The sequence below is a fragment of the Streptomyces sp. ALI-76-A genome (genome assembly GCF_030287445.1).
GTDB lineage: Bacteria > Actinomycetota > Actinomycetes > Streptomycetales > Streptomycetaceae > Streptomyces.
Genome location: NZ_JASVWB010000002.1, coordinates 360749 through 387365, shown reverse-complemented (window position 1 = coordinate 387365; position 26617 = coordinate 360749). Strand labels below are relative to the sequence as shown.

Genomic DNA, 26617 nt, shown 5'->3' with positions numbered 1-26617 from the left:
ACCTGCCCCCGTGCCCGGCCGGGAGGACTCGGCGGCCGGGCACGGGGGTGGCCCGCGGTGCGCGATGCGGCGTAGGTCAGGGCAGAACCGCCGTCATCGCACAGGCACCGCGAGGTACTGGTACTCCAGGAACTCCTCGATCCCGACCCGGCCGCCCTCACGGCCCAGCCCGGACTGCTTGACGCCGCCGAAGGGAGCGGCCGGGTTGGAGACGAGGCCGGTGTTGAGGCCGACCATGCCGACCTCCAGACGCTCGCTGACCCGCAGGGCACGGTCCAGGCCCTCGGTGAAGACGTAGCCGACCAGGCCCCAGGGGGTGTCGTTGGCGCGCCGGATCACCTCGTCCTCGTCGTCGAAGGTGAGGATCGCCGCGACCGGGCCGAAGATCTCCGTGTCCATCAGACGGCTGTCGGAGGCGACGTCGGCGAGCACGGTCGGCGGGTAGAAGCAGCCCGGCCCCTCGGGCGTACGGCCGCCCACGAGCACCCGGGCGCCACGCTCCACCGCGTCGGCCACCAGCTCCTCGACCTTGGCCCGCCCGACCCGGTCGATCAGCGGGCCGACGTCGACACCGTCCCGGGTACCGGGACCCACCACCAGCGCGCCCATGCGCCGGGCCAGGCGCCGCCCGAACTCCTCCGCCACGGAGCTGTGGACGAAGAAGCGGTTGGCGGCGGTGCAGGCCTCGCCCATGTTGCGCATCTTGGCGACCATCGCGCCGTCGACCGCCTTGTCCACGTCGGCGTCCTCGAAGACGATGAACGGCGCGTTCCCGCCCAGCTCCATCGAGGTCCGCACGACCGCCTCCGCACTCTGGGCGAGCAGCAGGCGTCCGACGTCGGTGGAGCCGGTGAAGGACAGCTTGCGCATCCGCCCGCCGCGCAGAAGCGGTTCGCACACCTCCCCCGCACGAGAGGTGGTGACGACGTTGAGCACGCCGTCCGGCAGCCCGGCCTCCTTGAGGATCGCGGCGAGGGCCAGGCTGGACAGCGGGGTCTGCGGGGCAGGCTTGAGGATCATCGTGCAGCCGGCGGCGATCGCCGGGCCGATCTTGCGGGTGCCCATGGCCAGCGGGAAGTTCCACGGGGTGATCAGCAGACAGGGTCCGACCGGGCGACGGGAGAGCAGCATGCGGTTGCGGCCGTCGGGCAGAATTCCGCCGCCACCGTCGATACGCACGGCCTCCTCGGAGAACCAGCGGAAGAACTCCGCCGCGTACGCCACCTCTCCCTTGGCCTCGGCCAGCGGCTTGCCCATCTCGGCCGTCATCAGGTGGGCCAGCTCGTCGGTGCGCTCGAGAATGATCTCGTAGGCCCGGCGCAGGATCTCACTGCGCGCCCGCGGTGCCGTGCGGGCCCACTCCCCCTGCGCCCGGACGGCCGCGTCCTCCGCCAGCCGGGCATCCTTCGCGCCCGCGTCGGCGACCTGGGCGATGATCTCACCGGTCGCGGGGTCATCGACGGGCATGGTGGCGCCGTCCGCGGCATCCACCCAGGACCCGCCGATGAACAACTGCGTGGGTGTGTCGGTCATGACGTCTCTCCTGGTTGATCGGCGGCGGGGTCGAGCAGCTCCGCGAGGTGCAGGGCGCGGATGCCCCGGTCACCGGCGAGGTGGTCGATCTGGGTGGCGCAGCTGAAACCGTCGGCCACCACGACCGTCGGCATGTGCTGGGTGATGTCGTCGAGGCGGGGCTTCAGAGCCAGGTCGGCGACGGCCATCGAGGTGTCGTAGTGCTGTTCCTCGAAGCCGAAGTTCCCGGCGAGTCCGCAGCAGCCCTCGGCCTCGTCGACCTTCCGTACGCCGAGGCGCCCGAGCAGGTCGCGGGGGTGGCTGCCCTTGAAGGTGGCGTACTCGTGGCAGTGGGTCTGCAGGACGACCTGGTCCGGCAGCTCCGGCGGGGTCCAGTCCGGCGCGGCCAGGTCGGTCAGGGCGCCGGTGAAGGTGTGCACGCGGGCCGCGACGCGCTGGGCGGCGTCGGTGCCGAGCAGTTCGGGCACGTCACGCTTGAGGGCGGCGGCGCAGCTGGGTTCGGCCACGATGATGGGCCGGTCGTCGCCGTTGTCGAGGTGGGCGACCGTACGGGCCATGACGCGGCGGGCGGTGGACAGCTGGCCGGTGCTGACCCAGGTCAATCCGCAGCACAGGCCGTCCTGAGCCGTGCAGGGAATCCCGGCGTCGGCGAGCACGCGGCTCGCGGCGCCCGCCACCTCGGGGCGGAAGGCTCGGGTGAAGCTGTCGATGAAGAGCAGGGCCTTGGCCGGCTCACCGGTCTCCGCCTTGCGCAGGGCCCGGCGAAGCGCGTGCCGGGAGGCGAAGGCCGGGATCCGGCGCTTCGTGGTCACGCCGCCGAGCCGGGCGAGCAGCTTGCCGACCGGTCCGCGCAGCAGCGCGTTGACCGGGCGGGCGGCGAATCCGGCGAGGGCCGAGGTCAGCGGCAGCCAGCCCAGCGAGTAGTGGGAGCGGGGCCGGATCCTGCCCTTGTAGTGCTGGTGCAGGAACTCCGCCTTGTACGTGGCCATGTCGACGCCGACCGGGCAGTCACTGGAGCACGCCTTGCAGGACAGGCACAGGTCGAGGGCGTCGCGCACCTCTGTCGAGCGCCAGCCGTCCTGGACGAGGTCGCCCCGCACCATCTCCTGGAGCAGCCGGGCCCGGCCCCGCGTGGAGTCGGTCTCCTCCCCGGTCGCCCGGTAGCTGGGACACATCACACCGCCCGTGTCGCTGCGGCAGCGGCCGACGCCGACGCAACGGCGTACCGCGCCCGCGAAGCCGTCCTTGTCGTGCGGGAAGGAGAAGAGGCTCTCGACGGGCAGCACGTGGGAGGGCGTGTGCAGCGCGAGGTCGGCGTCGAGGCGGGCCGGGGCCACGATGACGCCGGGGTTGAGCAGCCCCTCGGGGTCGAAGATCTCCTTGAAGGCGGCGAACGTCCGGATCATCCGGTGGCTGTACATGATCTCCAGCAGCTCACCGCGCGCCCGTCCGTCCCCGTGCTCGCCCGACAGCGAGCCGCCGTGCGAGACCACGAGCGCGGCCGCCTCACCGAGGAAGCGGCGGGTCGCGGCCCGGCCGGCGTCCGTGGCGAGGTCGAAGTCGATGCGTACGTGCACACAGCCCGCACCGAAGTGGCCGTACAGCACCCCGGTCAGGCCGTGGGAGGCCAGCAGCTTGCGGAAGTCCCGCAGGTAGGCGGCCAGGTCCCCGGGCGCGACCGCCGCGTCCTCCCAGCCCGGCCAGGACTCCCCGCCGTCCACCAGGCGGGCGGCGAGCCCGGCCCCGTCCTCGCGGACCCGCCACAGCGAACGCCGTTCGGCAGGGCTCCGCACGACCCGTCCGCCGGTCATCCGGCCCTGGGCCTCGAGCACGTCGAGCAGTTCGGCGGCGCGGGCGTCGACCGCCGTCTGGTCGTCCCCGTCGAGTTCGACGTACAGCCAGGCCCGCCCCTCGGGCAGCCCGGTCACCGAGTCCGGGCCGCGGCGGGCGCGCATGGTGGCGACGATCGCCTCGTCCATGCCCTCCACGGCGGTGGGGTTCCAGCGCAGGATCTCGGGGACGTCCTCGGCGGCGTCGACCACGTCGTCGTAGCCGAGCGTCAGCAGGGTGGCGGCCGGTGCGGTCGTCACCAGGCGGACCGTCGCCGCGGTGACGACCGCACAGGAGCCTTCGGTGCCCACCAGCGCGCGGGCCATGTCGAAGCCGTGCTCGGGCAGCAGGTGGTGCAGCTGGTAGCCGGAGACCTGACGGGGAACGCGGCCCAGCTCGGTGCGGATGGGCGCCAGGTTGGCATCGACCAGATGCCGTACGTCCGCTCCGAGGCGGGCGACACGGCGGACCGCGTCCGGGTCGTCCGGGTCGGCCGCGCGCAGTCCCGTCCGGTCGGCGACGGCCCGCACGCCGTCGGCCGTGACGATCTCCAGCGCCTCGATGTGGCTGCTGGTACGCCCGTGCCGCACCGACCGGTTGCCGCACGCGTCGTTGCCGATCATCCCGCCGAGGGTGCAGCGGCTGTGCGAGGACGGGTCGGGGCCGAAGCTCAGCCCGTGCGGGGCGGTCGCGCCGCGCAGCGCGTCCAGGATCACCCCGGCCTCGACACGCGCGGTGCCCGCCACCGGGTCGATGTCCAGGATCCGGTTCATGTGCCGGGAGAAGTCCAGGACCACACCCGGTCCGACCGCGTTGCCCGCCATGCTGGTACCGCCGCCGCGCGCGGTGACGGGGACGCCCGCCTCCCGGCAGGCCCGCAGCACCGCGCACACGTCGTCGGTGCTGCGGGGGAACACCACGGCCCTCGGCGGGACCCGGTAGTTGGAGGCGTCGTAGGCGTACGGACCGGTGGAGCCCGGGCCGGTCTCCACCCGCAGGCCGGGAGCGGTCTCGGCGAGCCGCGCGACCAGCGGCTCCGGGGCCGTGGTGGTGTCGGTCATCGCCCTGTCGCCCCCGAGGTGCCGGCCTCCACCGCGGTGGCCCACGCCTGAAGGCCCTCGTCCACCGCGGTCTCGTCGATGACGAGCGCCGGGATCATGCGTACGACCTGGTTCCAGGCGCCGCACAGCAGCAGGAGCAGGCCCTCGTCGATGGCGGCGCGCTGCACGCGGGCGGCGGTGTCGGGGTCGGGGCCGCCGTCCTCGGTGACGAACTCGGTGGCCAGCATCAGACCGAGACCGCGTACGTCGCCGATGCCCGGCGTGCGGTCGGCCACCGCCTCCAGGCCCTGGCGCAGGCGGGCCCCCATCGCCTCGGCGTTCTCGACGAGCTTCTCGTCGCGTACGACGTCGAGGGTGGCGACGGCCGCCGCGCAGGCCACGGCGTTGGCGCCGTACGTGCCGCCCTGCGAGCCCGGCCACGCCTTGGCCATCAGCTCCTCGGAGGCGGCGATGCCGGACAGCGGGAAGCCGCTGGCCAGGCCCTTGGCGGTGACGAGGATGTCGGGGATGACGCCGAAGTGGTCGTGGCCCCAGAAGCGGCCGGTGCGGCCGACGCCGGTCTGCACCTCGTCGAGGATGAGGAGGAAGCCGTACCGGTCGGCCCGCTCCCGCAGGCCTTCCATGAACATCCGGGTGGCGGGGACGTAGCCGCCCTCGCCGAGGACCGGCTCGACGATGATCGCGGCCGTGTCGGCGGGCGAGGAGATCGTCTGGAGGGTGTAGTCCAGCTCCCGCAGGGCGAACCGGGTGGCGGTCTCCTCGTCCCAGCCGTAGCGGTAGGCCGACGGGAAGGGGGTGACGACCACGCCGCTCATCAGCGGGGAGAAGCCGGACCGGAAGCGGGTGCCGGACGTCGTCATGGAGGCGGCGGCCACCGTACGGCCGTGGAAGCCGCCGTGGCAGACGATGACGTTGGGACGGCCGGTGGCCTGGCGGGCCAGCCGCAGCGCGGACTCGACGGCCTCGCTGCCGGAGTTGGTGAAGAACAGACTGTCCAGCCCGGCCGGCAGCACCTCGCCCAGCTTCTCGACGAGCTGCCGCAGCGGCCGGTGCATGACGGTCGTGTACTGGCCGTGCACCAGCGTGCCCACCTGCTCCTGCGCCGCCGCCACGACCTTCGGGTGGCAGTGCCCGGTGCTGGTGACGCCGATGCCGGCGGTGAAGTCGAGGTAGCGGCGGCCGTCCTCACCGTAGAGGTGGACGCCCTCGCCCCGGACCGCCACCACGGGCGTGGCCTGGCGAAGGTGCGGCGACAGTGCGGTCATGTTCGTCTCCCGGCCTCGGTGCGCGGTCTGCTGCGGTGTCCCGAGCATCTCCGCGGACCAGGGGTGCGCCAACGTGCGATCTGTCCGGCCGGGCCGCGACATCCGGACGTTGTGTCAGCCTCACCGGCGCCATGCTGGGCGCCGATCGCTCACGGACCGCTCTTGCGCAGGTCAGCGGCGCTTGTCACAGTGGCCGGGCACCCCGGGCACGGAGCCGTGCCCGGGCAGGGGACCCCATGGAGACACCGTGAACGACACCCACCCGGCCGGCCATGGGCCCACCCGCGCCCCCAGCGTCGCCGACGTCCTGGCCCTTCCCGTCCTCGCCGCCGGACAACCCCACGTCGTCACCGGTGAGCCCCACCTGGACCGGCCGGTCAGGTGGGTCCACATCACCGAACTGACCGACCCCGCGTCCTTCCTCAAGGGCGGCGAACTCGTCCTGACCACCGGAATGCCGCTCCCGGAAGACGTGGCCGGCGTGCGTCGGTACGTCGACGAACTCGCCGACGTCGGGGCCGCGGCGCTGGTCATCGAACTCGTACGTCGCTACCACCGCCCGCCGGACGCACTCGTCGACGCCTGCCGTCTGCGCGGGCTTCCCCTCGTCACGCTCGCCAAGGACGTCAACTTCCTGGAAGTCACCCAGGTCGTGCACGCCCTCCTGCTCGGCAACCAGGCGGACGTGATGCGCCGCACCCAGCGCATCCACGAGGTGTTCACCGCCCTGACCCTGCGCGGCGCCGGTCCGGAGGACGTGGTGCGTACGGCGGCGGAGATGTGCGGCCGCACGGTCGTCCTGGAGAACCTGGCGCACCAGGCACTGATCTGCGAACCGTCCGGAGGCACGCTGGAGGACGCGCTCATCGGCTGGGAACGGCGCTCCAGGGCCGCCGAGGCCGACGACCACACGCCGACACGCGGCCCGGCGGGCTGGCTCACCGCTCCCGTCGAGTACCAGGGCGAGCGCTGGGGCCGCGTGGTCATGCTCCCGGCCCGCACCGACGGCCCCGCCTCCGGGCCGGAGGACATCACCGTGCTGGAGCGGACCGCGATGGCGCTGACCGTCGCCCGCCTCATCCATTCCACCCCCTGGGAACGCACCGCACACCGAAACGCCCTGCGCGACCTGGTCGACCAGCGCCACCGCTCCGCCGCGGACGCCCACGCCCGCTGCGCCGCACTGGGCTTGCCGACCCGCCAGAGCCGGTTCGTCGCGACCCTGGTCGACCTCCGCACAGGCACAGGAAAGACCGAGCTCGAGACCCGCCTGTCCCAGGAGCTCCGGACCGCCGGCATCCCGGCCCTCGTCGGCGAGCTGGCCCCCGACCGCCTCGGCATCCTGCTGGCTCTGCGTCCATCCCAACCCTGGCGCCCCATCGTCGAACGAATGTGCAGCACCGCACTGAGCATGGCCCCGCGAGCAGCGGTGAGCGTCGGCTCGGAGATCACGGACCTCTCCGACACCGCCCGCTCGTTCCGCGAGGCGGCCCGCGTCGCCGAGGCCACCCCACCCGGCCAGCCCCTCCCCGCGGACCGGTCCTTCCACGAGTCGTCCGACATCGGCCTGCACCGCCTGCTGTACGCCCTCCGCGAGGACACCCGGATCCAGGCGTACGCCGAACGGCAGCTCGGGCGACTCATGGATCATGACACCCAGCACGGCACCGACCTGCTGACGACCCTGCGCCACTACCTCGAAGCGGCCGGCAACAAGACCACCGCCGCACGCCGGGGCGGCCTCTCCCGTGAAACGATGTACCAACGCCTGCGCACCATCGAGCGTCTCCTCGGCCGAGACCTGGAGTCCGGCGACCAGCGCACCGAACTCCACACGGCTCTCACGGCACTCGATGTGCTGCGAGCCCACTGACACATGACGAGCAGCGGCTCCGGCAGTGCCACTCCGACCACCGGCCCGGCCTTCGATGCGCCGACTCGGCGGGGCGAAGGCACCGAGCAGGACGCGCAGGGTGCGGATGCTCCCTTCGCCTGCACCGAGTCCTGGGCCAGCAGATGGACAGCCGCCCGGACGACTGTCCGTCTCGCCTCAACTGTCTCAGCTGATCTGGTCCGGAGTCATGCGTCGGTCGGCTTCCTGAGCTGCATGCTCCAGTCGGCTCCGATGGTTCTCCCACCATGCCGAATCGCCCGGTGCCATGCCGTCGTTGCCCTTGTTCATCCCCACGGCACCGTCCATGAGCTCCCGGATGATGTCGGCGTGACCAGCGTGCCGGTGCGTGTCGGCGATCACGCGCACCACGGCGTGGTGCAACGTCACCTCGTCCCTCCCGCCGGGCCACCACGGCACCTTGCCGATCGTGTCCAGCGCCAGCGCGTCGAGCGTGGCATCCGCGTGGGTCCACGCTCGGCGGTAGAGCTCAACGATGTACTCGCGTGACTCGTGGGCGGTGACCCACATGTCCGCGTTCGGTTCGGCACCGCCTTCGAGCCAGGGCAGCGGTTCACCGGACGGCCGTCCGAAGGTGTCGCCGAGATAGCCCAGCTCCACGCCGGCCGCGTGCTTCACCAGGCCGAGAAGGTTGGTGCCGGTCGGCGTCGACGGACGGCGGATGTCGTACTCCGAGAGCCCTTCAAGCTTCCATAGCAGGGCATCACGGGCGGACTGTAGATAAAAGTGAAGATCAGCCTTGGGATCTGATGCGGTCATGGAACCAGTCTGCCGCTCGCATGATCTCTGTCCGACCGTGCGCTATTCGGCCAGAGGCTGAGTTCATGTCACGCGGTCCGCTTCGGTCGGGCTCATGGCGAGTGTGTGGCCGGAGATGAGGGGTCGGCGGCCAGTCATACGAGTATCTGATGCGGTAGCCGCCGCCCGACTGCTGGCCGGACACGCGATGGCGTGACCGAAACAATGCGCTTCTCTCTCGAAGACGCCCACCGCGGCGGTGGCATCCGCCGGCCGCTGGGTTTCCTGTTCGCGTGGCTCAAAACGGTACGTTGACATGGAATCGATCCGTATGAAGAATTCCACCGTCCAGCCAGAACTGATCTTCCTGGAGGTTGCATGAAGGGGAAAATCGCTCGAATCGTTGCCACGTCAGGGATGCTGGCGACTCTTGGGGTTGTCGGCTTGGGCAGCAGTGCCTCTGCTGCACCTTCCGCAGAGCACTTCATTGATCACTATTCCACGAAGGCGTCCTGTCAGGTGGGCGGGGAGTACTACCTCCGCCATGGTTACTCGTACTACGAGTGCTACCGTGAATCCGCTGGCTGGGGCCTCTACGTGTGGGACTGAGTACGTACGGGCGCGTCACGGGTTGAATTGTTCGCAACTCCGTTCTGTGCCATTCTTCTGTGATTGTTCGTTGCTCATCATGGACGCGATGTCCTTTTCCGAACCCTTTCAGGTCACTTGATAAGTGCCAGGGAACTGGGCCCATTCGTGAGGAATATGGAAACAGCCTCCCGCGAGATGGCGCACCATTCCGACGAGACCTGTTTTGGTGCAGGCGAGCATCGTGTCTGTTATCTGAAGGCCGTGCGGGCCGAGATTGCCCGCACGGCCCGAGCATCGCCTGGGCTGTGATTGGTCACGCTGACGCCCTGACCGAGCGTCCATGCCACGTCGCCCCGCTCCACCGAGGACTTGAGTCGGCTGGAGCGGGTACGGGGTGGGATTTTCGCTGTCGGGGTTCAGGTCGATCGGCGGGCCGTCCGCCCTATGGGCTGGTCGGCGGGGCGACGACCAGCTCGGTGTCCGGGTCGTGGTCGATCTGCGGAGGGCCGGCGACGATCATGGTGGCTCGGGCCCACGGCTGTTCTCGCACCATGAACGGCACTTCCTCCAGCAGCCAGTTCGCCACGTGCTCGCGCTGCTCGGGGGAGTCACCGTCGCGGACGGCCAACAAGTGCTCTTGCTCATCCAGGTCACCCTGCATCCACACAGAGGCGTCCAGCCACGGGTCAAGCTCTTCGCGGATGATGCCGGTGCCCTCGACCCAGACGAAGTCGGCACCGGCGGGGATGGTGATCGATCCGGGCCGGTGGTGGGTGATCCAGGCCTCGGGGCGGAAGTCCACCGCCTCACCCTGACGCAGGGGTCGCAGGATGTTCTCGACGAGCACGGCGCCCCAGTCGAAGTAGGCGTGGTGCCACGCGATGTCGTCGGTGTGCGCGATGGCGGAGTTGGGCACCACCTTGCACAGCCGCTCGGCCAGGGTCGTCTTGCCGGCGCCGCCCCGGCCGTCGATCGCGATCACCCGCGGACGTCCGCCGACGTCGGGTGATGCATCGCGCAGCTGCCGGACGGCGTCGAGTACGGTCACCACCCGCCAGCCGACGGCCTCGGTCTCGCCTGGATGTAAGCGCATCGACAACCTGACTTCGCACGTGGGGGCGCGGGTCCGGCATGCCCGGACGATCCGCCGGTCGCTTGAGCCTATCGACACACACCAGACAGATCGACAGCCGGCCGGGCCGCCGGGCTGCTCCGCGGGGGTCTGTCACTGTTTCCTCCGCTGGGCTCACTGATGGGGAACTCAGGTTCCCGGCCCGCTGGCGCCGACAGCCTGCCCTGATCTTACGGTGAACACCCGTTCGGTGATTCGCGTACCCGAGTCCACGGAGCGTGCGGGGCGGGGTCCGGGGTATGCGCACCAGATGAACGGGGAGACAAAGGTGGACCAGGGTGAGGACCGCATGATGCCCGGTGCCACTCCGGCGTGGGACACCATCGCTCTGGACGGGGGCGGGTCCTGCATTGCCGAGGCACGGCACTACGCGGCGGATTTCCTCGGCCGCGTGCAGGCTGAGCACGGTCTGCCGGTGTGCGCGCGTGCGATGGATCTGACGCAGCTGGTGGTCAGTGAGCTGGTCACCAACGCGCTCAAGTACGCGCCGGGGCCGGTGCTGATGGAACTGCGTATCGCCGGGGACCTGGTGGAGATCATCGTGTGGGACAGTGACCCGGTCCTGCCGGTGGCCCGGGCTGCTGATGCGGGCCGGGTCGGGCAACATGGCCTGGAGATCGTCATGGCCGTCGCCCAGGGTTTCGAGGTCCAGCGGGAACCGGTCGGCAAACGCATCACTGTTCGCATCGCGTTGCCCGACGACCCCGATGGAGCCCTCACCGGCCGTCGCCCCCAGTAACCCGCCCGTCGTACGGTCCGGGCGCTGAGGTTCGGACCGGCAGCAGGGGGTGCCAGCGCCGGCCCCCCGTGGGACCGCCGCGCCCCGGTGCGTCGCGCACCCGCCCGCGGCGCGTGGCGGAGGTCAGCCCGCCGGGTGCGTGCCTTCGGTCGGTTCGATCCCCTCGGCTCCCTCCGGACGGCGGGGAAGCAGGGTCACCGCGAGGGCCGGTAGGGCGGCGAGCAGAAGCCACGGTACGGCGGCCGGCAGGCCCAGGTCGAGCAGGGAGCCGGTGGCTGAGCTGCCCACGAGGACGATCAGGCCGGAGACGGAGGACAGGGCGCCGGTGTAGAGGCCGATGCGGCCGTCTTCGGCGAGGTCGGGCACCCAGGCGCGGGCGGCGGGGACGACCAGCATCTGGCCGAGGGTGAGCAGGACGACGTACCCGGCGGCGGGCAGGAGGCCCGCGATGCCCGTCCACTCGGCGGGCCGGGCGGCGGCGACGACGGCGAAGCCGGCCGCGATGAGCAGCAGTCCCCACGCCATGGAACGGCGCAGGTCGAGCCGGTCGCCGGCCCAGCGGGTGACCGGGAGTTGGGCGCACACGACCAGCAGGGAGGACAGGGCGAACAGCCAGGACAGGGCCGCCTGTGAACCGGTCGCGCGCTGCACCTCGTCGGGCAGGGCGAGGTAGAGCTGGTTGTAGGCGAGCAGGTAGGTGCCGTACGCGCAGCACAGGGCGAGGAAGCGGCGGTTGCGCAGCATCGTGCCCAGGCCGCCCCGTTGGCGGGTGCGGACCCGGCCGGGGATGTGCTGCGGCATCAGCCGGACATGTCCGGCGAGGACGAGGACGAAGACGGCGGCGCCGGCGAGGCAGGCGGTGCGGAAGTCCACGAGCAGCAACAGGCCGCCGAGCAACGGGCCGACGAACGCGCCGGCCTGGCCCGCCGCGGAGAGCAGGGCCAGGACGCGGGTCCTCGGGCCGTGGCCCTCCTCCTCCCACACCACCGCCTGCCGGGCCACCTCGGACTCCACGGCGGGGGAGAACAGCGCGGCCGCGAAGCCGATGACCAGCACGGCCCCGATGACCGTCCATGTCGCCTGCGCGTATCCCAGCCAGGCGAACCCGGCGATCCGCAGCACGCACCCGGTCAGCACGAGCGGGCGCACGCCGTAACGGTCCACGAGCCAGCCGCCGACCACGAACAGGCCCTGCTGACTGAACGTCCGCAGACCAAGGACGAAGCCGACCAGCCAGCCCGCCATGCCGATGGCGGTGCCGAGGTGCGCGGCGAGGAACGGCAGGACGGCGTAGAAGCCGACGTTGAAGGCGAGCTGGGTCAGGATGAGCAGCCGCAGCAGCGGTGACAGGTGCTTCCAGGTCCGCTCGCGCGGCGGCTTCGGGGCCCGGGCGGGTCGCCGGGGCCGGACCCGGGGGAAGAGATCGGTCATCGGAATCCGTCAGTCTGTGGGTGATGTGGGGACGGGCGTACGTGGTGGCGTCGGCATGGCCTGCTTCACTTCGGCGGGAGGGCCCGGCAGCCTCGCGGGGCGTGCCGGCGACCGCCGCCGCGGCAGGCGCACGCCTCCCGCCGCGGTCACCGCGAGCGCGCCGAGCAGGGCGAGGACGGCGGCGGGGGCGAGGACGGCCCAGGGGGCGCGTTCGGCGTACGGCTGGTTCTCGGCGAGCAGCAGGCCCCACTCGGGCGAGGGCGGCTGGGACCCGAGGCCGAGGAAGCTGAGGGCGGCCAGGGACAGGGCGATGCCGGGCAGTCGGAGCAGAGCGTGGCGGGCGACGGGTGGCAGGACGGCCGGGAGCAGTTCGTGGGCGAGCAGGTACCAGGGTCCGGCTCCCAGGGCTCGGGTGGCGGTCAGGTGGGTGGTGGCGCGTTCTTGCTGGATGAGGGTTGTGGTGTGGGTGGCCAGCGGGGACCAGGCGACCGCAGCCACGGCGAGTGCCGGCGTCCACGCGCCGCCGCCCGCGACGGCGGTGACGAGGAGACCGGCAAGGACGGGCGGTACCGCGTTGACGGTGTCGACGACGGGCCCGGACAGCCGGGGGAGCAGACCCAGCAGAATCCCCGTCGCGAGAGCTGTGGCGCTCACCGCGAGGGCGATGCCGAGGGTGTCGAGCGAGCCGTGCGCGATGCGGGCCAGGATGTCCCGGCCCAGGGCGTCGGTGCCGAAGGGATGGGCCCAGGACGGGGCTTGGAGACGTGCGCCGGTGTCCAGGGTGAGCGGGTCGCGGGGCAGGCCGAGGCCGATGACGGCGGTGAGCAGCACCCCGTACACCAAAGGCAGCGTCCGGGGCGCGGGCGGTGCGGGCCGGTGCAGGGAGTGCAGGGCGCCGTCGCGCAGCGCGGGCCCGATCAGCAGCCGGGCCGCCAGCCGGGTCAGGGCACCGGCAGTCGCCGCGAGGAGCACCAGGGCCAGCGTGCCGGTCTGTAGGACGGGCAGGTCCTGGGCGAGGGCGGCGCGCAGGGTGAGCCGGCCGAGGCCGGGTATGTCGAAGACCTGCTCCACGGCGACGGCTCCGCCGGTCAGGCCGACCACGAACAGGCCCAGGTTGGGCAGCAGTCCGGGCACGCAGCGCCGGAGCGCCATGCGGGCCACGGAGCCCGGCGGGATACCGCGGGCGGCGGTGGCCAGCGCCCAGGGCTCGGCGAACGCGCCGGGCAGCAGGTCGTCCAGCATCCGCCCGAGGACCGCCCCGGCGGGCAGGCCGAGGGCGAGCGACGGCAGCACCATCCACTGCGGGCCGTACCAGCCCAGCGCGGGCAGCCAGCCGAGCTGGACACCGACCACCGAGGCGAGGACGGCGGCGACGAGGAACTCCGGCAGCGCGGCCAGCACGGCCGTCACTGTGCCGCCGGGGGCGCGTGCGCCGAGCCGGCGCCGGGAGCCGAGCCACAGGCTGCGACCGCACACCGCGGCGGCCGTGCCCACGGCTACCGCGAGAGATCCGGCCATCAGGAGCAGGGAGACGCCAAGGGCCTGGGCGGCACCGGGCAGCACCTCGGTGCCGGAGATCCAGGAGCGGCCCGCGTCGGCGTGCAGCAGCCCGCCGAGCCAGCGGGCCAGCAGCCGCATCGGGCCGTCGGCCAGGCCGAGTTCGTCCCGTACGGCGGCCAGGGCCTCCGGGGTGGGATCTCGCTCGGCGGACCGGGCCTTGAGTACGGTCAGCGCGGGGTCGGTGCGGGACAGCCATGGCAGCAGGCCGATCCCGAGGACCAGGGAGGCGGCGAGCACGGTCCGCCACAGCAGCGTGGGGCCGCCGCTCCGCGCGAGGACGCGCAGGGCGGCGGGAACGCCGCTCGTCGTGCCGGTTGTACGTTTCAGCGCCGGGTCCCCGTTCCGATCAACTGCCGCTCGTACGGGTCGAGCAGGGCGCCTTGCACGGAGGCGCGGATGCCGGTGGCGACCTTCAGGTGCGCGAGCGGAACCACCGCGTCGGTGCCCAGGATCTCCGCCTCCGCCTTCATGGCGGCATCCTGCCGCTTGGCGGGGTCGGCCACGGCCTGGGCGTCCGCGACGGCCTTGTCGACGTTCCTGTCGCACAGCAGCGACAGGTTGTAGGTGCCGTCGCACGTGAAGTCGCTGACGAGGACGGACACGGGGTCGCCGGTGTCGAGCATCACGTTGCGGGAGGCGACGGCGGCGTCGAACTTCCCGGCCAGCAGGTCGCCTTCGAGTCGTGCGTAGTCGCGGACCTCGAGTTTCACCTTGAACCCGGCCTTCCGCAGCTGCTGTTGCAGCACCTGGGCGGCCTCGGCCAGTTCGGGCCGGCCCGTGTAGGTGGCGATGGTGATGCTCTTACCGCCGGGCTCGGCGACCTCGGCCCGCCCGGTGGGCTCGATCCGCTTGCCCGCCGCCCAGTTCAGGGCGGGACCGTAGATGCCCTGGGCGGTCTCGGCGTGTCCCTCGTAGACGTCCTTGGCGATGACGGAGGTGCCGATCGCCTCACGCGCGGCGGCACGCAGGCCGGCGTCGGTGAAGGCGCCGGACTTGGTGTTGAGGTACAGGCTGGTGTTGCGGGCGGTGTTCGTCTCATGGACGGTGCCCTTGTCCAGGGAGGCGATCTGCGCCACGGGGAGGGCCTCGGCGATGTCCGTCTGCCCGGTGCGCAGGGAGTTGGCGCGGGCAGTGCCGTCGGCGACGAACGTGGCGTCGATGCCGGGGGCCTGGGCGCGGCCGCCCCAGTAGTCGTCGAAGCGGTCCAGGGTGGCCGCCGTGTCACCGGTGATCTTGGTGAGTCGGAAGGGGCCGGTGGCTGTGCCGACCGGACTCACGGCGCCCTTCTTCGCGTACGCCTTCGGGGAGAACACCGCGAGGCTCGGGTTCGACATGCGCAGCGGCAGCACCGGGTCGGCCTCGCCGGTGTTGACCCGCACCTGGTCCTCGCCCACCGCCTGGGCGGTCAGCTTCACCCCGGAGAGGGCGGCGGGGGCCGGCTCCGCCCGGGCCGCGTGGGTGAGAGCGGAGGCGACGGCCTGCGCGGTGACGGTCTCGCCGTCCTGGAACTTCGCGTCGCGCAGCGTGAACAGCCAGCTGAGGCCGCTCTTCTCGCTGGTCCACGACTCGGCGAGCGCGGGGGCCGCGGTGCCGTTGGCGTCCAGCTTGGTGAGGCCCTCGGCGACACCCAGTCGGGACAGGTTGAAGGCGTCGTAACCGTACGGGGAGAAGTTCTCCGTCGGCGTGAAGGCCAGCGCCACCCGAAGGCGGCCACCTTCCCCGGAGGCGGACGAGCCGGAGGAGGACGCGCCCTCGCTGCCGGAGGCGAAACATCCGGTGAGGAGCGGAGCGAGGAGCAGGCCGGCTATGAGCCGATGGCTGGGGGTTCTCATGGTTCGCGTTCATGCCTTCCGGTTGTGCCGATCAAGAGGACATCAACGGGAGGATATGCGATAACCGTTTTCATTTGCATAGCGGGGGTCGGGAGGGGATGAGCGCGGTCCGGAACCAGCCCCGAGGGTGCCTCGCCGACCGCGGCTTCGCCGTCGGCCGCATCGTTCTGGGTGTCCGCGCCGCGGCAGTGGGGGTTGTGGTGGATGAGGGGCGAGCGCACGGCATGCCGCGCCTTGGTCGCGTCGCCGGGGTCCTGGGGGAACGCGAGCGGCGGCCCTCTTGACGTGCCCATGGTGCACCCGAAGAATGATCGTGGCCCTTTGACAACGTTGTCGACGGAAAGGTCGCCGCCGCATGCCGCAGCCAGCCGCGGAGTTCACACGCCGTCACCTCATCCAACTCCTCGGCGTTTCCGCCGCCTTGACCGCCTCCCCGCTCGTCCTGGGATCAGAGCAGGCCGTGGCCGAGGCAGCGGCAGCGGCAGCCGCCAGGAGCGTCGCGGCCAGGCCCGATCAGGAAACGATCCCTGTCTCCGACACCCACGACCGCGCCCTCCTCACCCACACCCGCTGGTCCGAACAGCAGGGGCGGGAAACGGCTCTTCGACGCCACCTTCCAGTCCTGCTTCGTCCTGGCGGCCCGGCTGCCGTGGGACGACCTCGACGAGGTGACGCGCCGCACCGTCGACACCGTCGCCCGCGAACAGGGCCGGCCCAGCCGGGTCGGGCACGGGAGACGATTCCGACTCCGGCGGCTGGATGCCGCACGGTCTCGACGGCGGTTTCCTGGGCGACACCGGACGGGAGGAGTTGGGTGTCCACGCCCCCGGTCCCGCCCGGCAGCGCGGGCGGAGTTCAGCGGGGACGGCCGTACCCGCACGTGCGCGGCACGACTGACGGCGCGGGGGAGTCCTGCGCACCGACAGCGCGGCCCGCTATGTGTCACTCCGCGTCCCGGCCACAGGTCACATCCGACGCACCTCCCTCGCCGTCACGTCGTGGCCTGAGGAGCACGTCCCCGCGGGGTGGGATGCCAGGAAGGAGATCAGAAGCAACAGTCCGCCTGGCGGGCTGAGAGAAAGCGAACCGACAACGCTACCGGACTCGATGGAGGCCTACGTGCACGCAGGAACGCACCGGTTCAGACGCAGACTGCTGGCGTTGCTCGCCGCAGCCGTGAGCGCCACCGTGGGACTCGCGAGTCCCACTCCCCAGGCCGTGGCCGCCGGGAGCGCGGCGGCCACGTCGTGGAACGTGACGTACAGGGCGGGAGAGCCCGGCGAGGCCCTGACCGCGCATCTGCAACTCGACGACACACGAGGCACCTTGTCGCTGGGCGTACGCCGAGGCAGCACCACCGTGCTCGAACCCGCCCCGGTCGGCATCACCACCGATGCCTCCGACCTGACCGCCGGTCTGCGGTTTCGTGGACACATGGTACGGAAAGTGACCGAACGGTACTCCACGACGACCGGCAAGCAGCGCCGGCGTGTGGCCCATATGACCGAGGCGCGGTTCTCCTTCACCAAGGATGACGGTGCCCGGCTCGACCTCGTCGTCCGTGTCTCGGAGGACGGGTTCGCCTACCGCTATGTCCTGCCCGGCGACGACGAGGTGAGGGTGCTCGGCGAGGCTTCCGCCTTCCAGGTGCCGGACGAAGCCGCGGCGTGGCTGATGCCGTACACGCCCAACTACGAACGGCCCCGCACCGAGACGACCGCTGCGGACGCCGCGGCAGGCGACTACGCGTACCCCTCGCTCTTCCGGGTCGGCGAGTCCTACGTCCTGCTCACGGAGTCGGACGTGGACGGTCGTTATGCCGGCAGCCGTCTCGCGCACGACGCCGGAAGCGGCCGGTACACCGTGGAACTCGCCGACGAACGCGTCGCCTCGGCGGGACCGCTGGCCACCCCGTGGCGCACCGCCGTCATCGGTGACCTGGCCACCGTCACGGAGTCCACCCTCACCGACGACCTGGCGCCCGACTCCCGGGTGACGGACACCTCGTGGATCCGTCCGGGCAAGGTCGCGTGGTCCTGGCTGGCCGGCTTCGGTTCCGCGCAGCGCAGCCTGGAGACCCAGCAGCGGTTCGTCGACTACAGCGCCGCCCACGGCTGGGAGTACACGCTGGTGGACGACGGGTGGAAGACCGAGGACTGGATGCCGCGGCTCATCGAGTACGCGCAGCGGCGTGGTGTGAAGATCCTGGTGTGGATGCACTGGTCCGATCTGGACACGGCCGCCGAACGCCAGGAGACCCTGGGCAGGGTCAAGGGGTGGGGCGCGGCCGGGTTGAAGATCGACTTCATGGATTCGGACGCCCAGGAGCGTTTCCGCTGGTACGACGACATCCTCGCGGCGACCGCCGAGCGGGAACTGCTGGTCAACTTCCACGGGTCGACCATCCCGCACGGCATCCAGCGCACCTGGCCGCACGTCATGTCGATGGAGGCGGTCTACGGTGCCGAGCAGGGCAATGTGTCTCTCGCCGACATCACCACACTGCCGTACACCCGGAACGTGGTGGGATCCATGGACTACACGCCCATGGGATTCCAGTTCGGCACCCGAAACACCTCGGAGGCCGCGGAACTGGCCCTGTCGGTCGTCTACGAGTCCGGCTTCCAGAACTTCGCCGGCTCGGTGGAGGCATACCGGTCACGACCGGAGCTCGAACGGTTCCTCGAGCAGGTACCGACCGTCTGGGACGAGACACGGCTGCTGTCCGGGCACCCCGGTGACGGGGCGACCCTCGCACGGCGTCACGGCGACCGCTGGTTCGTAGGCGACGTCAGCGCTGGCGACGGGCCTGCCACGCGCCGGGTGCCGCTGGACTTCCTCGGCGCCGGCCGCTGGCGGCTGGAGGTTCTGCGTGACGGACCGGGCGGCTTGGTGCGTGACTCCAAGGTCGCCGACCGCCGCGATGTGCTGTCGGTCCCCACGTCGGCGGGCGGCGGCTTCGCCGCTCTGATCTGCCGGGCCCTGCCCGGCCGTGCCACGTGCGACCGGCCCGTGGACCGCGTGCCGTTGACCGTCCTGTCGGCCACACCGAAGAAAGCGGAAGCCGACCCGGGGAAGACGGTCGATGTCGAAGGCACGTTCCAGGTGGAGGACTTCGGTCCGGTGCGCGACGCCACGGTGCGCGTGAGCCCCCCGCAGGGCTGGACGGTCACAGGTGGCACCGCTCACGCCGGTGAACTCGCCACCGGCGCCGCGATCGGCGCACGCGCCACCGTGCACGTCCCGTCCGACGCGGCGTACGGCTACCACGACGTGGTGGTGAGCGCCGCCTACTGGGCTCCGGGCGAGAAAGCCGGCGTCCCCCCGCTGCGTCAGGAGCGGACGGTACGGGTGTTCGTCGCACCACCGGGAGTGGACTACGTGAGCGATCTGCCGTTCGTCGAGGAGCGCAACGGCTGGGGGCCGGTCGAACGCGACACGTCGAACGGGGAAAACGCCGGAGGCGACGGCGGTCCCCTGCGCATCCGCGGCACCGCGTACGACAAAGGCCTCGGTATGCATGCCACGGCCGAGGTGTCCGTCGACATCCGCGGCGCCTACGACCGGTTCCGGGCTCACGTGGGTGTCGACGACGAGGTCGGCGGCACGGCCACGGTCGTCTTCGAAGTGGTCGGTGACGGGCAACTGCTCGCACGGACCGAGGTGATGACCCCCGCGGACGCCGCTCGCGCACTCGACGTCGACGTCAGTGGAGTGCGGCGCCTGACGCTGCGCGTCACCGACGGCGGCGACGGCATCAACTTCGACCACGCGGACTGGGCGGACGCACAACTGCGTTCGATCGCTCCTGACACCACCGGATAGCGCCATTCCGAGGGCCGGCGGCAGCGCCGGCACTCGGGCGCCAGGGCGCCCCCTACGGGGCGCGCTGCGACGTGACCTGCCCCCTATCCCCTGACCCCCGCAGACAACGACGTGTACCCCCCGGAGGTCTTCCGACATGAGATGGACCCGCCGCCTGCGCCTGCGCCTGCGCCTGCGCCTGTGCCTGTGCCTGTGCCTGTGGTGGCAGGAGCGGTGACAGCCTCCGCGCTGCTCGCCGCTCCGGCCGCCCAGGCCGCCCAGCCGAGCGACGCCCGACTCACCGATCTGGTCAACCCGTTCATCGGCACTGAGAACGAAGGCAACACCTATCCCGGTGCCGCCGTGCCCTTCGGCATGGTGCAGTTCTCGCCGGACACCGGTCACAACACCGGTTACGACTACTCGCACAGCCGCATCTGCGGCTTCTCCCTGGTCCATCTCTCCGGCGTGGGCTGCGGCCTGGGCGGTGACCTGCCCGTGCTGCCGACCACGGGTGAGGTCACCGAGACGGACTACGCCGCATACGCGGCCGAGTTCAGCCACGACGACGAGGAGGCGAGCCCCGGCTACTACAAGGTGGGCCTCGGCTCCGGCATCGACGCCGAGGTGACGGCGACCGAGCGCACCGGAGTGCAGCGCTACACCTTCCCCGCCACCGACAAGGCCAACGTCCTGCTCAACGCGGGCCAGTCGCTGCACAAGAAGGTCTCCACCCAGGTCGAGATCCTCGACAACCGGACCGTGCGCACCGCCATCGAGGGCAGTGGCTTCTGTCAGGACACCAAGCCGTACACCGTGTACACGATCACCCGCTTCGACCGGCCGTTCACGGCGTACGGCACCTGGGACGGCAGCGCCGTCACGGCGGGCTCGAAGACCGGACGAGACGGCGCCTACCTCCGCTTCGACACGTCCAAGGACCGCACCGTCGAGGCGACCACCGCCCTCTCCTACGTCGACGCGCGCGGTGCCGCGGTCAACCTCCGTGCCGAAGGCGGCCGTTCGTTCGACGCCGTCCGTGGCGCAGCCGGCCGGGCGTGGGAGAACCGGCTCGGCGACGTCCGCGTCGAGGGCGGCAGCGACGGCCTGCGCCGCACTTTCCACTCCTCTCTGTACCGGTCGTTCCTGGCACCCGACATCGGCAGCGACGCCGACGGCCGCTACACCGGCTGGGACCAGCGGATCCACCGCGCGAAGGGCTTCACCTACTACCAGAACTGGTCCCTGTGGGACACCTACCGCACCCAGTCGCAGCTCCTCACGCTGCTCGCGCCGCGCGAGGCCCGCGACATGGCGATCTCCGTGATCAAGATCGACGAGGAGAGCGGCTGGCTGCCCAAGTGGGGCTACGGCACGGTCGAGACGAACATCATGACCGGGGACCCGGTCACACCGTTCCTGACCAACGCCTATCAGCAAGGGCTGCTCCAGGGGTACGAGGAGCAGGCATACCGCGCCCTGAAGAAGAACGCCGACGACGTGCCGCCCGCCGACTCGCCGGCCGTGGGCCGCGAGGCCAACAAGGAGTACCTCGCACACGGCTTCGCGCCGTACGTCAAGGGCCGCCCGCATGTGAAGCCGGGCGACTCGGACTACGACCACGGGGCTTCGGCGACCCTGGAGTACGCCCTGTCGGACGCGATGCTCGCCCAGATGGCGCGGGATCTCGGACACCGTGTGGACGCGGAGCGGTACGCCGCCCGATCGCAGAGCTACCGGAACATCTTCGACGCCTCGACCGGCTTCTTCCGGGCCCGTGACGCCTCCGGGGCCTTCGCGGGGCCGGCTGACCCGGCGCGGAGCGAGGGCTTCCACGAGGGCACGGCCTGGCAGTACCAGTGGCTCGTGCCGCAGGACCTGCCGGGCATGATCGACCTGATCGGCGGCACGCAGGCCGCGAACGACCGTCTGGACTCCTTCTTCGCCTACGAGCAGCTGCTGAAGGACCCGGCGAAGACGGCCCGTGAGGTGTGGGTCAACGGCCCGTACGACTACTACAACGCCGACAAGTACAACCCGCAGAACGAGCCCGACCTCATCGCCCCGTATACCTACCTGTCGACGGGCCAGCCGTGGAAGACGACCGACGTGGTGCACGCCGCGCTGACCCTCTTCACGGACACGCCGACCGGCATGACCGGCAACGACGACCTGGGGACGATGTCCGCCTGGAACGTGCTGTCGTCGATCGGGATCTTCCCGGTACAGCCCGGCCATGACACGTGGGGCCTGTCCACGCCCGTCTTCGAGCGGGTCGATCTCACGCTCGACCGCCGCTACTACCCACGCGGCGGCCTGACGGTGACGGCACCCGGCACCTCGGTGGACGACCGCTACATCCAGTCGGCCCGCACGGACGGGACCGCCTACGACCGGACCTACCTGACGACCGACGCCCTGCGCTCCCTCCGCTCCCTCACCTTCACCGTGGGCCCGCGTCCGTCGGAGTGGGGGACGACCGCGCAGGCGGCGCCACCTGCGCTGAAGTGACACCGGACGCCTCTTGAAGTCCGGCTGACCCTGCTTGATCCCTGCGGTACGCCGTAACCATGAGGTGTTTCAGGGCGGTGGTCTCACTCCGCAGGGTCAGGCTGCGCGGGAGCGCGCGCCGCCGCGGTGGCTTCGCCCGGGGCTTCCCGAGTCCATCGCGGGCTCGGCTGTGGGGCGCGAGACGGTGGGGAATGTCGCGTCGGATTGACGTCGGGTGGCGTGGGCACGAGCACCTCAGGATGATGGACGCTCTGGCCTCCGGGCGAGGGCGGGCGGCAGGGAAAGGGTGAGTGAGGATGGCCGGGCGATCGAGGGGGGCGCCGAAGCAACGGTTCCCGTCGCCGGGCCGCAGCGGTGGCGTCCGAACGCCACCGCTGCGGCCCGGCGGTTATGATCCGGCGGACTACGTCGCGTGTGTGGTGCGCAGCGCCACGGAGGCCGGAGTGTCACCTCTGCTGGTGATGACCGTGCTCCACAATGAGGCGTACAAGCCGCACCATCCGCTGCTGGAGCGGCTGTGGCAGTGGTGGAAGGCCGAGGCTGCCTTCGGAGTGGCCAACATGCACCGTGCGACCTTCGAGCAGGTTCGGCGGACGCACGGTCTGCCGCAGCGGTGGCGCGACCTTCGTGACGACCCCGCTCTCGCCGTCCACGTGGCGGCCCTGCACCTGAAGGACCTCGAGCGGAGGCTTCCACAGCGGCACGTGCGCCGCTACACCCGCGAGGAACTCCTCGCCCTCGGCTACAACGCGGGCGAACGCAACATGCGAGCTTTCGCCCGGGGGGTCCCGCCGGGCCCCATGGCACGGTCGTACCTGCGCCGATTCCGTGCACACCGGAGCCGGGCCGCCGAGGTCTTGGCGGACGGGGGCGGGCCGCGCGACGCCGTGGCGGGTTGAGCAGTCGCGTTTGTCGCTTCCCGCAAGACGGGTTCGCTCCGCCCGTGTTCGACAGTGCCCGCAGGACGTGTGTCGGCGGAGGGCCGACCGCGTGATCTGTCCGCCCCCGCGTCGTCGGAGGCCCCGGCGTCAACTGTCGAGGCTGGGCCGCATCATCCTGTCCGCCCTGTGGCGTCCATGCGCGCTTACAGGTCCAGATGTCGTCGGGCTGATCCCTTCGTGCTCCTCTGCGCAGGCCACCCCGGTGAGCGCGGCCGGGTCGAGGCTCTTCCCGCCCTGGGGAAGGGACTGAGGTGTTGTCAGCCGACATCGAAGAGATTCGGCAGGCGGAGGCGGTATCGGGTGCGGTCATGGCGCTTGAGCGCCTCGAGCTCGGGGGCCCGGTACAGCGGGGTGATGGTGCATCGTTCGGCGGCCGAACCGATCTCGTCCAGCAGGGCGTTGACGGCCTGCCGGGCTGAGGTGTTGGCGCCTTCCATGGTGGCCAGGTCGATGGGGACGGCCACATAGTCACCGGACAGGAAGAGGTTGGGGATCTTCGTGGCCGACTGCGGACGGTGGTGGAAGGTTCCCGTCGGGTGGATGAGCAACTGTTCCTCGTTGACCGGGTTCGGGGTGCCGAGTCCGGTCACGGCCGGATCGAGGAACCAGGAATGCAGCACGGAGTCCTTCAGAACCGTACGGCCGCTGTCGTTGAGCGCCGCCTGCAACTGCGCCCACACCTCGCGGGCGACTTCGGTCCGGGTGCATTGCTTGGCCGTCTTGCCGTACAGGATGCCCGGCTGGTCCCACTCGGAGACGTCGACGGACAGGCAGTCCGCGACCGTTCCGTCACCGAAGTCGGCGGGGAAGTCGTGGCCCGGCCAGTGCTGGGCCTGGGCGATCGCGGTCAACGACCACGGGGAGTCGATGAGGTCGAGATGGCCGTGCAGGATCGGCGTCCGTTCGGTCAGATAGAACTGGATGCCGGTCATCCAGTCCGTCGCCAACCGGTCGCACGCGGCCAGTTGGGGATCGGCGGCGCGCACCGCGGAGTTCCAGGTGCGGCGGGCGTGCTCGACCGGCATGGCCGAGATGTAGTGGTCGGCCGTGACGGTCCGGCGGGCACCCACCGGGTCCTCCACGACAGCCCCGGCGATCCGGCCCGCTTCCAGGGGCAGGTCCCGTACGGTCCAGCCGATGCGGAACTCGACCCCGACCGACTTCAGATAGGTCACCCAGGGGTCGATCCAGGCCTCGTTGGTGGGCGCGTTGAGGATCCGGTCCAGCGGTCCGTCCGCGCCCCGCCCCTGGAGGTTGAAGGCGAACGCCTCCAGTAACGTGCCGACCGTGCGGGTGCTGGCCTCTTCGGCCTTGGTGGCCACGATGTTGCGGGTGATGCCGACGGCGAGGATCCGCTGGTAGTCGTACGACATCTGCCCGGCTCGTACGAATTCCCACCACGGCATCTGTTCCCAGGCGTTGTCGCGGCGTTCGTCGCAACTGGTGAGGAAGACCAGAAAGCGGTTGGCGAAGTAGAGGGCCTCGTGGAGAGGGAGGTTGAAGGCGGTGTCCAGGACCGAGGTGATGGCGCGGCGGATCTCGTCGGGGGTGAGCTCGGCCGGGCTGCTGTCCGGCCAGGGCAGCGGGATCCGAATGTCCTCGCGACCACCTGACCGGGCGAACAGCATCTCCTTGGGAGCGACGAGGTTGTCGTGGACACCGTTGGGATTACCGGGAAAGGGGATGCGCCGCATGGTGTCGGGCAGATTGTGATAGATCCCCGGGATGAAGCGGAAGCCGTGCTCTCCGGGCAGCGGGTCCCGGCCGCCCGCGGCGCTGTCCGGCACGTCCATGCTGCGAGCCTTGCCGCCCAGCGCCTTGCGTTCGTAGACCGTGACCTGGAAGCCCCGTTCGGCGAGCTCGTGCGCCGCCGTGAGCCCGGCGACGCCCCCGCCCAGTACGGCCACGGTTCGCGGTGCGGCGCCGCTCCGGGCCGCGGCCCGCTGGGGCCTTCCGAGGGTGACTCCGCCGCTGGCGGCCACAGCTGTACCCAGGAACCCTCTGCGCGTGGTGACGCTCATCGCCATCCCTTACCCTTGGTAACCCTTGGCGCACGAGGATAGGAGCGACGCACCGATCCCGGAAGGCGGCCGACGGAGTGGGGATCACTTTGGCTTGATGCGGCATCACCACGACGCCACCCGACCGCGTGCGGCAAGGCATTCCTGGTCGGCCTGAGGCTCCGTCGCGTGCCAGAAGGCGGGGACGTTTTCTGACACGCGCATTCCCACGGCCGGGGGCCGCCAGCCGTCGGCCACGGTGAGGCCGCGGTGGGCAGCGACGTGGCCGCGTGTCCCGCTCGGGGCATGACTTCCCCGTGTCTCGCTGGCCGGCCGGGCCCGGCCGGCCAGGAATCGCAGATCGCTGCGGAGGGGAAGCAGAAGCGGGGCGGGAGCGGGGTGGGAGCGGGGCGGGCGGCCACCCGGACAGGGCAGCCGCCCGCCCGCGTTGTCAGAGACTGAGGTAGAAGCGCACGGTCGTGCCGTCGTCGTCGGTGTGTATGCGTACCAGGTCGGCGACGTAGTGGACCAGCATCAGGCCTCGGCCGCCCAGCTGGCCGGGCTCCGGCGGGCGGCGGCCGGCCAGCGGATCGGTCAGCCGGCCCGCGTCGCGGACCTCGCACACCAGCTGCTCCTGCTCGGCCCAGATGGCGAGTGTCCCGTGGCCTCCGCCGTGGACCACGCTGTTGGTCGTCAGCTCCGCGACCGCCAGCTCCACGTCCATCAGCCGCTCCCCGGTCATGCCCAGCCGCATGGCCTGAGCGAGAGCGAACCGGCGTACGGACGGAAGGTCCTCCCCGCCGTAGGAGAAGGCCGCGGCGTCCGGTGCGGGAGCCAGTGCCTGGTTGTACCGGTCGACGACCGCCTGCCAGTCGTAGGCGTCGCTGACCGACTCACGCCCATCACCGCTGATGAGGGTCGGGTGGGTGATCTTCGCGTCAGCGATCACCTGCGGGTCCAGCCGTACCTCGTCGTAGGGGCACAGGATCGTCACCGCCCGGCCCTCGAACGCGGCGTTGATCAGCGCCTCGTGCTGTGCGCACGCCGGGTATTCGATCGCGCTGCGGCCGGCCCAGATCGGCTCGCCGATGATCCGCACACGCCCCTTCGGGTGGGCGTCGGCGAATCCGCGCAGCACCTTGGGGATGATCCGGCCCGGGTTGCGGCCGGCCTCGGTCATGTCCAGGAACAGGATGCCCTCGGCGTCCCCGCCCAGACCTGTCTTGATCAGTTCCAGGTTGGGGCCGGGTACCGCCACGGCCATCGGCTCGCCGCCCGCCAGGCCCTCGCGCAGGAAGGCCGTCGTCTGCCGCGTGTACTCCTGCTCGGTGCGGTAGAAGAGGGCAGGGTGCACGAACGCCTCGCGGGTGGTCACCGTGCTCGTCACAGAGCCACCTCGATCCGGTCCAGGCCCGGCCAGAACATCTCCAGAACCCGTGGCAGCTGCGGCGGGGGATTCTCGACCACAACCCTCCCGTCGGGCAGGCTCATGGCGGTGACCGCCAGCGCGCTCACCCCGGCCACGTCGACGAACGCCACATCCGACAGCTCCACGTACGACACACCCGCGTGCCGCCCAGCCAGCTCGGACAGGGCCTGCTCCCAGGAGGGGCGGGTGAGGGCGCTGATCTCACCGCGGGCACGTATCCCGGAACGACCTGGCAACGGGCTCACCTCCAACGCAGCCCTCCCGGGCACCGCCGCGGCGGGCCCGCCCACGCCGCCGGTCCCGTGCAT

At 71.2% G+C, this 26617-nt stretch carries 16 protein-coding genes; 5 read left to right on the top strand and 11 right to left on the bottom strand.

The genetic code is table 11. The features are described from left to right. Positions 1-93 precede the first annotated feature (93 nt). The 3 genes from QQS16_RS02375 to QQS16_RS02365 are packed head-to-tail and all read right to left on the bottom strand — an operon-like array spanning position 94 to position 5689. Positions 94-1533 (bottom strand): NAD-dependent succinate-semialdehyde dehydrogenase, encoded by a 1440-nt coding sequence (locus QQS16_RS02375; protein WP_286059928.1) that lies wholly within the window; start codon positions 1531-1533, stop codon positions 94-96. After that, entirely contained in the window at positions 1530-4424 is a 2895-nt protein-coding gene (locus tag QQS16_RS02370) for an FAD-binding and (Fe-S)-binding domain-containing protein (RefSeq protein WP_286059927.1), read from the bottom strand. The genes QQS16_RS02375 and QQS16_RS02370 overlap by 4 nt, the downstream gene beginning before the upstream one ends. Further along, a complete protein-coding gene (locus QQS16_RS02365; protein ID WP_286059925.1) occupies positions 4421-5689 on the bottom strand; it encodes an aspartate aminotransferase family protein in 1269 nt (422 codons plus the stop codon). Before QQS16_RS02365 ends, QQS16_RS02370 begins: the two co-directional genes overlap by 4 nt. A 247-nt stretch (positions 5690-5936) precedes the next feature. Between QQS16_RS02365 and QQS16_RS02360 the strand changes: the two genes are divergently transcribed. Next, entirely contained in the window at positions 5937-7562 is a 1626-nt protein-coding gene (locus QQS16_RS02360; protein WP_286059923.1) for a PucR family transcriptional regulator, read from the top strand. Positions 7563-7748: 186 nt separating this feature from the next. On the opposite strand, the gene QQS16_RS02355 is transcribed toward QQS16_RS02360, so the two are convergent. Both QQS16_RS02355 and QQS16_RS02350 read right to left on the bottom strand, forming a co-directional pair. Next, positions 7749-8360 carry a DinB family protein gene (locus QQS16_RS02355; protein ID WP_286059922.1) on the bottom strand — a complete coding sequence of 204 codons (612 nt, stop codon included), beginning with the start codon at positions 8358-8360 and terminating at the stop codon, positions 7749-7751. A 1012-nt stretch (positions 8361-9372) separates the two neighbouring features. Then, a complete protein-coding gene (locus tag QQS16_RS02350) occupies positions 9373-10023 on the bottom strand; it encodes a uridine kinase family protein (RefSeq protein ID WP_286059920.1) in 651 nt (216 codons plus the stop codon). Between the two features lie 328 nt (positions 10024-10351). Between QQS16_RS02350 and QQS16_RS02345 the strand changes: the two genes are divergently transcribed. After that, on the top strand, positions 10352-10801 hold the full coding sequence (locus QQS16_RS02345; RefSeq protein ID WP_502963883.1) for an ATP-binding protein: 450 nt from the start codon (positions 10352-10354) through the stop codon (positions 10799-10801). A 123-nt stretch (positions 10802-10924) separates the two neighbouring features. On the opposite strand, the gene QQS16_RS02340 is transcribed toward QQS16_RS02345, so the two are convergent. The 3 genes from QQS16_RS02340 to QQS16_RS02330 form a co-directional block, all read right to left on the bottom strand. After that, on the bottom strand, positions 10925-12232 hold the full coding sequence (locus tag QQS16_RS02340) for an MDR family MFS transporter (RefSeq protein WP_286059919.1): 1308 nt from the start codon (positions 12230-12232) through the stop codon (positions 10925-10927). A gap of 9 nt (positions 12233-12241) precedes the next feature. Continuing rightward, complete coding sequence (locus QQS16_RS02335; RefSeq protein WP_286059918.1) at positions 12242-14029, bottom strand: ABC transporter permease subunit; 1788 nt, start codon at positions 14027-14029, stop codon at positions 12242-12244. Between the two features lie 86 nt (positions 14030-14115). Continuing rightward, entirely contained in the window at positions 14116-15624 is a 1509-nt protein-coding gene (locus tag QQS16_RS02330) for an ABC transporter substrate-binding protein (protein WP_286059916.1), read from the bottom strand. A gap of 1119 nt (positions 15625-16743) precedes the next feature. Between QQS16_RS02330 and QQS16_RS02325 the strand changes: the two genes are divergently transcribed. The 3 genes from QQS16_RS02325 to QQS16_RS02315 all read left to right on the top strand — a co-directional run bounded on the left by QQS16_RS02325 (position 16744) and on the right by QQS16_RS02315 (position 22838). Beyond that, positions 16744-19449 (top strand): NPCBM/NEW2 domain-containing protein, encoded by a 2706-nt coding sequence (locus QQS16_RS02325; RefSeq protein ID WP_286059915.1) that lies wholly within the window; start codon positions 16744-16746, stop codon positions 19447-19449. A 141-nt stretch (positions 19450-19590) separates the two neighbouring features. Continuing rightward, complete coding sequence (locus QQS16_RS02320) at positions 19591-21939, top strand: GH92 family glycosyl hydrolase (protein ID WP_286059913.1); 2349 nt, start codon at positions 19591-19593, stop codon at positions 21937-21939. 443 nt (positions 21940-22382) lie between these two features. Next, positions 22383-22838, top strand: a complete 456-nt coding sequence (locus QQS16_RS02315; protein WP_286059912.1) for a transglycosylase SLT domain-containing protein — start codon at positions 22383-22385, stop codon at positions 22836-22838. Between the two features lie 299 nt (positions 22839-23137). Here the strand turns inward: QQS16_RS02315 and QQS16_RS02310 are convergent, their stop codons facing one another. The 3 genes from QQS16_RS02310 to QQS16_RS02300 all read right to left on the bottom strand — a co-directional run bounded on the left by QQS16_RS02310 (position 23138) and on the right by QQS16_RS02300 (position 26617). Continuing rightward, positions 23138-24901: a hydroxysqualene dehydroxylase gene (locus QQS16_RS02310; RefSeq protein ID WP_286059911.1), complete on the bottom strand. Its 1764-nt coding sequence runs from the start codon at positions 24899-24901 to the stop codon at positions 23138-23140. A gap of 430 nt (positions 24902-25331) precedes the next feature. Beyond that, positions 25332-26267 (bottom strand): anti-sigma factor RsbA family regulatory protein, encoded by a 936-nt coding sequence (locus QQS16_RS02305; RefSeq protein ID WP_286059910.1) that lies wholly within the window; start codon positions 26265-26267, stop codon positions 25332-25334. Beyond that, positions 26264-26617, bottom strand: a complete 354-nt coding sequence (locus QQS16_RS02300) for an STAS domain-containing protein (RefSeq protein ID WP_286059908.1) — start codon at positions 26615-26617, stop codon at positions 26264-26266. The genes QQS16_RS02305 and QQS16_RS02300 overlap by 4 nt, the downstream gene beginning before the upstream one ends.

Coding starts and splice junctions, on each gene's coding strand:
- QQS16_RS02320 (WP_286059913.1), top strand. CDS start 19,591: ATGGACCCGCCGCCTGCGCCTGCGCCTGCGCCTGCGCCTGTGCCTGTG.
- QQS16_RS02375 (WP_286059928.1), bottom strand. CDS start 1,533: ATGACCGACACACCCACGCAGTTGTTCATCGGCGGGTCCTGGGTGGAT.
- QQS16_RS02370 (WP_286059927.1), bottom strand. CDS start 4,424: ATGACCGACACCACCACGGCCCCGGAGCCGCTGGTCGCGCGGCTCGCC.
- QQS16_RS02340 (WP_286059919.1), bottom strand. CDS start 12,232: ATGACCGATCTCTTCCCCCGGGTCCGGCCCCGGCGACCCGCCCGGGCC.
- QQS16_RS02355 (WP_286059922.1), bottom strand. CDS start 8,360: ATGACCGCATCAGATCCCAAGGCTGATCTTCACTTTTATCTACAGTCC.
- QQS16_RS02365 (WP_286059925.1), bottom strand. CDS start 5,689: ATGACCGCACTGTCGCCGCACCTTCGCCAGGCCACGCCCGTGGTGGCG.
- QQS16_RS02350 (WP_286059920.1), bottom strand. CDS start 10,023: ATGCGCTTACATCCAGGCGAGACCGAGGCCGTCGGCTGGCGGGTGGTG.
- QQS16_RS02310 (WP_286059911.1), bottom strand. CDS start 24,901: ATGAGCGTCACCACGCGCAGAGGGTTCCTGGGTACAGCTGTGGCCGCC.
- QQS16_RS02330 (WP_286059916.1), bottom strand. CDS start 15,624: ATGAGAACCCCCAGCCATCGGCTCATAGCCGGCCTGCTCCTCGCTCCG.
- QQS16_RS02300 (WP_286059908.1), bottom strand. CDS start 26,617: ATGCACGGGACCGGCGGCGTGGGCGGGCCCGCCGCGGCGGTGCCCGGG.
- QQS16_RS02345 (WP_502963883.1), top strand. CDS start 10,352: ATGATGCCCGGTGCCACTCCGGCGTGGGACACCATCGCTCTGGACGGG.